The organism is Pseudomonas sp. HMWF006, from assembly GCF_003061205.1.
Classification (GTDB): domain Bacteria; phylum Pseudomonadota; class Gammaproteobacteria; order Pseudomonadales; family Pseudomonadaceae; genus Aquipseudomonas; species Aquipseudomonas monsensis.
Genome location: NZ_QAIU01000606.1, coordinates 2,263 through 11,537 on the forward strand (window position 1 = coordinate 2,263; position 9,275 = coordinate 11,537).

8 protein-coding genes are annotated in these 9,275 nt (G+C 59.5%); 6 read left to right on the plus strand and 2 right to left on the minus strand.

The features are described 5' to 3' along the window. The 3 genes from DBR24_RS34180 to DBR24_RS28210 all read left to right on the plus strand — a co-directional run. A partial coding sequence (locus DBR24_RS34180) for a class I SAM-dependent methyltransferase (RefSeq protein ID WP_256591928.1) occupies window positions 1-596 on the plus strand: 596 nt, incomplete at its 5' end. A gap of 154 nt (window positions 597-750) precedes the next feature. Next, complete coding sequence (locus DBR24_RS28205) at window positions 751-3,699, plus strand: DUF748 domain-containing protein (protein WP_128616338.1); 2,949 nt, start codon at window positions 751-753, stop codon at window positions 3,697-3,699. Beyond that, the gene (locus DBR24_RS28210) at window positions 3,699-3,995 is read left to right on the plus strand and encodes a DUF2845 domain-containing protein (protein ID WP_128616339.1); all 297 of its coding nucleotides are present in this window, start codon (window positions 3,699-3,701) and stop codon (window positions 3,993-3,995) included. Before DBR24_RS28205 ends, DBR24_RS28210 begins: the two co-directional genes overlap by 1 nt. A gap of 208 nt (window positions 3,996-4,203) precedes the next feature. Here the strand turns inward: DBR24_RS28210 and DBR24_RS28215 are convergent, their stop codons facing one another. Further along, window positions 4,204-4,560 carry a BON domain-containing protein gene (locus DBR24_RS28215; protein WP_128616340.1) on the minus strand — a complete coding sequence of 119 codons (357 nt, stop codon included), beginning with the start codon at window positions 4,558-4,560 and terminating at the stop codon, window positions 4,204-4,206. Window positions 4,561-4,856: 296 nt separating this feature from the next. Beyond that, a complete protein-coding gene (locus DBR24_RS28220) occupies window positions 4,857-5,300 on the minus strand; it encodes a pilin (protein WP_128616341.1) in 444 nt (147 codons plus the stop codon). Window positions 5,301-5,526: 226 nt separating this feature from the next. On the opposite strand from DBR24_RS28220, the gene pilB reads away from it, so the two are divergent. The 3 genes from pilB to DBR24_RS28235 all read left to right on the plus strand — a co-directional run. Continuing rightward, window positions 5,527-7,227: a type IV-A pilus assembly ATPase PilB gene (pilB, locus tag DBR24_RS28225; protein WP_128616342.1), complete on the plus strand. Its 1,701-nt coding sequence runs from the start codon at window positions 5,527-5,529 to the stop codon at window positions 7,225-7,227. 2 nt (window positions 7,228-7,229) lie between these two features. Continuing rightward, window positions 7,230-8,447 (plus strand): type II secretion system F family protein, encoded by a 1,218-nt coding sequence (locus DBR24_RS28230; protein WP_123464072.1) that lies wholly within the window; start codon window positions 7,230-7,232, stop codon window positions 8,445-8,447. 1 nt (window position 8,448) lies between these two features. Further along, window positions 8,449-9,275: A24 family peptidase (locus DBR24_RS28235; RefSeq protein WP_146189138.1), on the plus strand; the 827-nt coding region annotated here is incomplete at its 3' end.

Consider the following 9,275-nt stretch of genomic DNA (forward strand, 5'->3'; position numbering starts at 1 on the left):
CCCGCGGCTGGGTCAAGGATCACGCTCGGGGCAAAAGCGTGCTCAACCTGTTCGCCTACACCTGCGGCGTTGGCCTGAGTGCCGCCGCCGGTGGCGCGCGTGAGGTGTGCAATCTGGATTTCGCCGAAGGCAATCTGGCGGTCGGCCGCGAAAACGGTCTGCTCAATCCGCAGTTGCCGCAGATGGAGTTCATCCAGTCCGACTACTTCCCGGCGATCCGCCAGCTCGCCGGTCTGCCGGTCAGCCAGCGACGCGGACAGAAACTGCCGAGCTACCAGCGCCTCGAACAGCGTCAGTACGATCTGGTGCTGCTCGATCCGCCGGCGTGGGCCAAGAGTGCGTTCGGCACCGTCGACCTGCTGCGCGACTATCAGAGCCTGCTCAAGCCGGCCCTGTTGACCACCGCCGACAACGGCGTGCTGATCTGCTGCAACAACCTGGCGAAAGTCAGCATGGCCGACTGGCGCGAGCAAGTGCTGCGCTGTGCCGAGAAAGCCGGACGCCCGGTACGCGAATGGAGCGTCATGACCCCCGGCGCCGACTTCCCGTCAATGGACCAGCAACCGCCGCTGAAAACCCTGATCCTGCAGTTGTAACCCTTCCCTGCGGTTAACAACTGTCCAATGAGGGAGCAGGCTCGCTCCCTCATGGGATTTAATCCTACAGAACAATCTGAACAATCCTGCACCCTCGGATGTACTTCGGAACCGGAATCGCGTGCCATACTCCAAGGCACTCCGATTCAGACAGATGAAGCCGCACATGCCCAAAGGATTGATTCGCGCGATTGGCGCCTTGTTGACCGCTCTGGCCCTCTACAGCTTGCTGGGGTTTCTGATTTTGCCGGGCATCGCCCTGCGCGTGGCCAACCAGCAACTGGCCCACTACGCCACGCTGCCTGCGCATATCCAGCGCATCGAACTCAATCCGTTCAGCCTCGAAGTGACAGTGTGGGGCCTGGTCATCGGTGAACCGGGCAAGGAACAGGTTGGTTTCGAGCGGCTCTACGCCAACCTGCAACTCGACAGCCTGTGGACCAAAGCGCTGCACCTGGCCGACATCGAACTGGACAAACCCAAGACCGAAATCCTCTTCGCCAAAGACGGTCAGCTGAACCTGCTGGGCCTGTTCAAACTCCCCGCCAGCGAACCGACCCCGGCCGACCCGAACGCCAAGCCGTTCCCGCTGCGCATCGACCGCATCCAGCTGGCCGGCGGCAATGTGCATTTCGAGGACGCCCGGCCGAGCGAGCCGATCGAGTTCCTCTACGACAAGCTCGACTTCGAACTGAAGAACCTCAGCACCCTGCCCGAAGACAATGCCGACATGACGCTCGTAGCGGTCGGCCCGGCGGGTGGGCAGATCGACTGGAAGGGCAACTTCAGCCTGATCCCGTTCACCTCCGAAGGGACACTGAAAATCACCGACGGCAAGATGAAAGCCTTCTGGCCCTATGTGCGTGACGCCGTGCCGCTGGTGCTCGAAGACGGTGTGCTCAGCCTCAGCACCACGTACAAACTCAATCTGTCGAAAGAAACCGAACTGCTGCTGAACGACGTAACAGTGAGCATTGCGCCGTTCGCGATCAAGGCACCGGACGGACGCCCGCTGGCAAGACTTGAACGCCTCGATGTCAGCGAAACCTCGATCGACCTGGCCAGACAGCAAGTGGTGGTCGGCAAAATCCGCAGCAACAAACTGGAAACCTGGGCCGCGCTCGAAGCCGACGGTCAACTGGACTGGCAGAAACTGTTCGCCAGCCAACCCTCCAGGCCAGCTGCCAAAGCGGCAGCGGAACCTGCCAATACCCCGGCAGCCGCCGACTCGCCGAAAGCAACGCCGGCACCGAGCAAGCCCTGGCAAGTGCTGCTCAAAGACGTGCAATTGCGTAACTACACGGTCCACCTCGCCGACCGTTCTGCAAAGCCGGCGGTGGCCCTGGATGTCACGCCGCTGAATGTCGATCTGCAGGATTTCGACAGCCTCAACGGTTCGCCCTTCAAGCTCAAACTCGACAGCGGCCTGGGCAAACAAGGCAAGATCACGGCCGACGGCACCGTCAATCTCGCCCCGGTCACCGCGCAGCTCAATGTCAAAACCCAGGACATCGACCTGCGCGTCGCCCAGTCCTACATCAACCCATTCATTCGCCTCGAACTGCGCAGCGGCATGCTCGGCAGTGATCTGAAGGTCAACCTCAAGAGCACCGAGCCGCTGGCCCTCAGCGTGACCGGACGTGCGCAGATAGATCAGTTGCACACCCTCGACACTCTGAAAACCCGCGACTTCCTCAAGTGGCAACAAGTGGTGGTCGAAGGCCTGAACTATCAACACGGCGACAGCCTGTCGATCGACAAGGTCAACCTGTTCCAGCCCTATGCGCGGTTCATGATCAACGACGATCGCACGACCAACATCGACGACCTGCTGATCCCGCAGCCCGCCGACAGCGGGACGAAAGGCACCGCTGCCAAACCGGCCGGCAACGCCAAACCGCTGGGCATTCACATCGGCGGCATCGCCATCAATGACGGTTCAGCCAACTTCGCCGACTTCAGCCTGACGCCGAATTTCGCCACCGCGATTCAACAGCTCAATGGCCAGATCGGCACCATCGACAGTCGCCAGGCCAAACCGGCCAGCGTCGACATCAAAGGCAAGGTCGACCGCTATGCACCGGTCACCATCAAAGGGGCGGTCAACCCGTTCGACCCGATGGCCAGCCTCGACATCGCCACCAGCTTCAAACGGGTCGAGCTGACCACCCTGACGCCCTACTCCGGCAAGTTCGCCGGCTACCGCATCCGCAAGGGCCGGCTCAACCTCGACCTGCATTACCTGATCACCAAGGGCCAGCTCAAGGCCGAGAACAAAGTGGTGGTCGAACAGCTACAACTGGGTGAAAAAGTCGACAGTCCGGATGCCGTGAGCCTGCCGTTGAAACTGGCGATCGCCTTGCTCAAGGACGTCGATGGCAAGATTTCCATCGAACTGCCGGTGACCGGCGACCTGAACAATCCACAGTTCAGCGTGATGCCGATTGTCTGGCAGACCTTGCGCAACCTGATTGTCAAAGCCGCTGCGGCGCCGTTCAAGATGATTGGCGGGCTGATCAGCGGTGGCAGTTCCGAAGACCTCGGCACCGTGTCCTTCGCGCCGGGCTCCAGTGAACTGAGCAAGGATGCCGAAGCTGCACTGGACAAGTTGGCCAAGGCGCTCAAGGAACGCCCGGCCCTGCGCCTGGAAATCGAAGGCACCGCCGCCAAAAGCAGCGACGGCCCGCTGCTTGCCGAGCAACGGCTGGAACGCGAATACCAGTACAACTACTACAAGATGCTCCAGCGCCGCGGCGACAAGGTGCCGGCTCAGGCGTCGCTCCTGCAAGTACCGGACGACGAGAAAGGTCCGTTGCTCGAAGGCATCTACCGCACGCGTCTGAAAACCCAGCCGCCCGCCGAATGGAAGGATCTGGGCAAGGAAGAACGCACGGCGAAGATGCGTGCAGGCTTGATCACGTTCTGGGGCGCAAGTGATGTACTGCTGCGTCAACTGGGCCAGGACCGCGCCAGCAGTATCAAGGATTACCTCGTCGACAAAGGCCAACTGGCGGACGACCGCGTTTACTTCATCGACGCCAACCTGGGCGAAGCCGAAAGCGATGGCCGGGTCGTGACGCAAATGCACCTGGATGCCGAATGATGAACATCAAGTGGCTACCCGCTTTGCTACTGACGTTCACTGTGGGCCATGCCTTGGCGTCCGACACTTTACGCTGCGGCAGCCAGCTGGTCAGCCTCGGCGACCGCGCCAGCGAAGTGCTGCAGAAGTGTGGCGAGCCGATCAGCCGCGATGCCCTCGGCTACAAGCGCAGCGCCAATCGCCGCGAAGAGTTTCAGGTCGAGGAATGGACCTACGGCCCGAGCAACGGTATGTACCAGTACCTGCGCTTTGAAGGCAATCGCCTGCGGCAGATCAACAGCAAGCGCGGTAACTGAGCCGCACCGATTGCCCTTGCAGGAGTGAGCCTGCTCACGCCTACAGCTGTTTTGTGGTGCTCCTGAAATAGAACAGGCCCCGACACAAGTGCCGGGGCCCGCAATGGTCACATCCGTGTGACCGTTCGCATGAACTCTAAAGTTGCGGCAGACGTATTACTCGGCCCGTCTGTCGCGCCTTCTCCCGGTCCAGGCGAGAAGTCATGCCTTACTCGGCTTTCAGGCCGTCAGCGGAAACCGCTTTGACGCCTTTGATTTTTTTGGTGATCGCTACAGCGGTAGCTTTCTGAGATTCAGTTACAGCTACAGTCGACGACAGCGATACAACACCTTTGTTGGTTTCGACTTTGATGTCAGTACCAGGGATGCCTTTTTCGGTTACCAGGTCGCTTTTGACTTTGGTAGTGATCCAGGTATCGGAAGTAGCTTCTTTAGCCTTGGTCATCTCACCAGCGGCCAGCGTCATTGGAGCCTGGGTCGACTGGGTGGTTTGTGCAAATGCGCCGGAGGCCATAGTCAGGGTCAGCGCGGTAGCAGCAGCGGCAGTGATAGCGAACTTCTTCATACGAGTAACTCCTGTTTTTCTGGAAAGTCTGCTGGTTGTCTTGTCAGCAGGGTTACTCAGGTAGTTGCGAACGTTGTGCCAACTTTTGACAATGATAAAAAATCATAAAAATCAATGAGTTAAGAATTATGTAAATTTCCGGATTCATGCAATTTGCATGACTCGACGTAAAGTCGCATGCAAGTTGCGGTTTTTTGAAAAGTTCCTAAGACGCTGAAATTATTGAAACTTTTATTTGGGGAAAGGCAATGAAAATGCCCCGCAAAGCGGGGCATTTTATTCGACGAAGGCCTGTATCAAGCCCCGCTGCCCGGGCAACCTTTAGGCGCGTAATCGGGGTTGACGGTAGAGGCACAACTCCAGACCCCGGCCGTAGTCCCTGTCGCAGCGCCCGTGCGGGTCAGCGTGATGGTTTTGCCCAACACAGGGCCCGGCGCATTGGCCAATGTGCAAACAATGGTGCCGGCCCCGGATGACGCCGTGCCCGACACACTCACCGTGCCGCAATTGGTCGTGGTGTACGTCGCAGCGCCAGTGACCAAGGTACTGGTCGGGTCAGTCCCCTGATTGATGGTGTCCTCGAAAGGCACCTTCAGCGCACTGATTTCCGCCAGCCCCGCCGTCACCTTCGACCGCGCCTGATACTTGGTGTACTGCGGCAAGGCGATGGTCGCCAGAATCCCGATGATCGCTACCACGATCAGCAACTCGATCAGAGTGAAACCTTGTTGTTTTTTCATAGACACGCTCCATGCATGAGTCGAATTCTCATGATCTGCAAGGGACGGAGCATAGGCCATGCCAATGCCTGCAAAGCCCCGTTCATTCGACGCGAAGCGCCTGCAACGCCATTTCCTACAGCCTGCAACCGCACTATCTGACACTTTTTGTCACCTGCGCCGGCCGTGTTTGGCGCTGTCACTTGACTAGGCTATAAGTCATGAACGGCAAGCGTGCGGAATCCCCATGAATGACATCGCTCTGAGCGGTCTGGCCAAGCAACTGGTGCAGGCGCAACTGTTGACGGAGACAAGCGCCCAGCAAGCCTGGCAACAGGCCCAGCGCAATCGCCTGTCGCTGGTCAGTTATCTGGTGCAGAACAAACTGGTGAAAAGCTCACAGGTGGCCGAGATCGCTTCCGAGCATTTCGGCATGGCGTTCCTCGACCTCAATTGCCTCGACAAGGAAACCCAGCCCAAAGGGCTGGTCAGCGAAAAACTGGTACGCCAGCACCACGCCCTGCCGCTGTGGCGGCGTGGCAACAAACTGTTCGTGGGCATTTCCGACCCGAGCAATCATCAAGCGATCAACGATATCCAGTTCAGCACCGGGTTGAGCACCGAAGCGATTCTGGTCGAGGACGACAAGCTCACCGATGCCATCGAAAAGTTCTTCGATACCCATGCCAGTGGCCTGGAAGACATGGCCGATGTCGATCTCGACGGCCTCGATGTCGAGTCCATCGACGACAGCAAGCAGGACGCCATCGGCGGGCTCGACGCCGACGATGCGCCGGTGGTGCGCTTCGTTCACAAGATGTTGCTCGATGCGATCAAGAGCGGCTCTTCCGACCTGCACTTCGAGCCCTACGAAAAGAACTACCGGGTGCGGGTGCGCACCGACGGCATTCTGCGCGAGGTGGCCAAGCCACCGATTCAACTGGCCGGGCGCATCGCCGCACGCCTGAAAGTCATGGCCAGTCTCGACATCTCGGAGCGGCGCAAACCTCAGGACGGGCGGATCAAGATGCGCCTGTCGAAGAGCAAGTCGATTGATTTCCGGGTCAACACCCTGCCGACCCTGTGGGGCGAAAAAGTGGTGATCCGGATCCTCGACCCGTCCAGCGCGCAGATCGGCATAGATGCACTGGGTTACGAGCCAGCGCAGAAAGAGCTGTACATGGCGGCGCTCAAGCAACCACAGGGCATGATCCTGGTAACAGGCCCGACCGGGTCAGGAAAAACCGTGTCGCTGTACACCGGCCTGAATATTCTCAATACCGTCGACATCAATATTTCCACCGCTGAAGACCCGGTGGAGATCAACATGGAAGGTATCAACCAGGTCAACGTCAATCCCAGACAAGGCCTGGATTTTGCCCAGGCCCTGCGCTCGTTTCTGCGTCAGGACCCGGACGTGATCATGGTCGGTGAAATCCGCGATCTGGAAACCGCCGAGATCGCCATCAAGGCAGCGCAGACCGGTCACCTGGTGCTCTCGACCCTGCACACCAACAGCGCTGCAGAAACCCTGACGCGTCTGCACAACATGGGCATTCCCGGTTTCAACATCGCCACCTCGGTCAGCCTGATCATTGCCCAGCGCCTGGCGCGCAAATTGTGCAGTCATTGCAAGAAGCCGATCGAGATCCCCCGCGAAACCCTGATCAAGGAAGGGTTCCCACCGGAACAGATCGGCAGTTTCACGATCTATGAGCCGGTCGGTTGCGATCACTGCAACGGCGGTTACAAGGGACGCGTGGGGATTTATGAAGTGGTGAAAAACACCCCCGAGCTGCAACGGCTGATCATGGCCGAAGGCAACTCGCTGGAAATCGACACCCAGATGCGCCGCGACGGCTTCGACAACCTGCGCACGTCGGGCCTGCGCAAGGCCATGCAAGGCATCACCAGCCTTGAAGAAATCAACCGGGTCACCAAGGACTGAACATGGCGGTCAAGGCAGCAAAAATAAGCGTCTACGCCTGGGAAGGCACGGACCGTAAAGGCACCAAGGTCACCGGTGAACTGAGCGGGCAAAACCCGGCACTGATCAAGGCGCAATTGCGCAAGCAAGGCATCAACCCCGGCAAGGTACGCAAGAAGTCCGCCTCGCTGTTGAGCTTCGGCAAACGCATCAAGGCTCAGGACATCGCCCTGTTCACCCGGCAGATGGCAACGATGATGAAGGCCGGCGTGCCGCTGCTGCAGTCGTTCGACATCATTGGCGAAGGCTTCGAAAACCCGGCCATGCGCAAACTGGTGGATGAGGTCAAACAGGAGGTCGCGGCCGGCAACAGCTTCGCCACGTCCCTGCGCAAGAAGCCGAAATATTTCGACGAGCTGTATTGCAACCTGGTGGATGCCGGCGAGCAGTCCGGCGCACTCGATACGTTGCTCGATCGCGTCGCCACCTATAAGGAAAAAAGCGAAAGCCTCAAGGCCAAGATCAAGAAGGCCATGACCTATCCGACCGCCGTGGTACTGGTAGCGGCCGTCGTGACCGGGATCCTGCTGGTGAAAGTAGTGCCGCAATTCCAGTCGGTGTTCTCCGGGTTCGGTGCCGAACTGCCGGCCTTCACGCTGATGGTGATCAGCCTTTCGGAGTTCATGCAGCAATGGTGGTGGGCGATTCTCGGGGCATTGGTGGCAGCGTTTTTCGGTACCCGCCATGCCTTGAAAACGTCCCAGGCGTTGCGCGACCGTCGCGACACCTGGCTGTTGAAACTGCCGTTGGTGGGCACGTTGATGTACAAGTCCGCTGTCGCTCGTTTCGCCCGTACCCTGTCGACCACGTTTGCCGCCGGTGTGCCGCTGGTGGAAGCACTCGATTCGGTGGCCGGGGCCACCGGCAACGTGGTGTTCAAACGCGCAGTGCTGCGCATTCGCCAGGACGTGTCCACCGGCATGCAACTGAATTTCTCGATGCGCACCACCGGGGTCTTTCCGAATATGGCCGTGCAAATGACCGCCATCGGTGAAGAGTCCGGTGCGCTCGACGAGATGCTCGACAAGGTCGCAGGTTTTTATGAGGACGAAGTGGATAACATGGTCGACAACCTCACCAGCCTCATGGAGCCGTTCATCATGGTGGTCCTCGGCGTGATCGTCGGTGGTCTGGTGGTGGCCATGTACCTGCCGATCTTCCAACTCGGCTCAGCGATCTGACATGCCTATCGACGAACTCTTCAGTCTGTATCCGCTGGCCTTTGTGTGCACCGCCCTGCTATTGGGTCTGGTGGTGGGCAGTTTTCTCAATGTGCTGGTCTGGCGTCTGCCGAAAATGCTTGAGCGCGATTGGCGCCAGCAGGCGCAGGACGTTCTCGGTCTGCCCGGCGGATCGCCGCTGCCGACTTACAACCTGATGCTGCCGCACTCTGAATGCCCGCACTGCGCGCACCGGATCCGCGCCTGGGAAAACATTCCGCTGGTCAGCTATCTGTGCCTGCGCGGGCGCTGCTCGGCGTGCGGCGGGTCCATCAGCAAACGGTACCCGCTGACGGAACTGGCGTGCGGTCTGTTGTCAGCGTTCATTGCCTGGCACCTGGGCTTCGGCTGGCCAGCCGCCCTGTTGATCGTCCTCACCTGGGGCTTGCTGGCGATGAGCCTGATCGACACCGAGCATCAACTGCTGCCCGATGTACTGGTGCTGCCGCTGATGTGGCTGGGGTTGATCGTCAACAGTTTCAGTCTGTTCGTGCCGCTGCACGACGCGCTGTGGGGAGCAGTGGCCGGTTACCTGGCGCTGTGGTCGGTGTTCTGGCTGTTCAAGTTGCTGACCGGCAAGGACGGCATCGGTCACGGAGACTTCAAGCTGCTGGCGCTGCTCGGGGCGTGGGGCGGCTGGCAGATTCTGCCGCTGACCATCCTGTTGTCATCGCTGGTCGGCGCGATTGTCGGGGTGATTCTGCTGCGGTTGCGCGACGAGAAAACCTCGACGCCGATCCCCTTCGGACCCTATCTGGCCATTGCCGGCTGGATTGCCTTGCTCTGGGG

Excerpts from the sequence above, each read along its gene's own strand:
- DBR24_RS28205 (WP_128616338.1), top strand. The coding sequence starts at position 751 with ATGAAGCCGCACATGCCCAAAGGATTGATTCGCGCGATTGGCGCCTTG.
- DBR24_RS28210 (WP_128616339.1), top strand. The coding sequence starts at position 3,699 with ATGAACATCAAGTGGCTACCCGCTTTGCTACTGACGTTCACTGTGGGC.
- DBR24_RS28215 (WP_128616340.1), bottom strand. The coding sequence starts at position 4,560 with ATGAAGAAGTTCGCTATCACTGCCGCTGCTGCTACCGCGCTGACCCTG.
- DBR24_RS28220 (WP_128616341.1), bottom strand. The coding sequence starts at position 5,300 with ATGAAAAAACAACAAGGTTTCACTCTGATCGAGTTGCTGATCGTGGTA.
- pilB (WP_128616342.1), top strand. The coding sequence starts at position 5,527 with ATGAATGACATCGCTCTGAGCGGTCTGGCCAAGCAACTGGTGCAGGCG.
- DBR24_RS28230 (WP_123464072.1), top strand. The coding sequence starts at position 7,230 with ATGGCGGTCAAGGCAGCAAAAATAAGCGTCTACGCCTGGGAAGGCACG.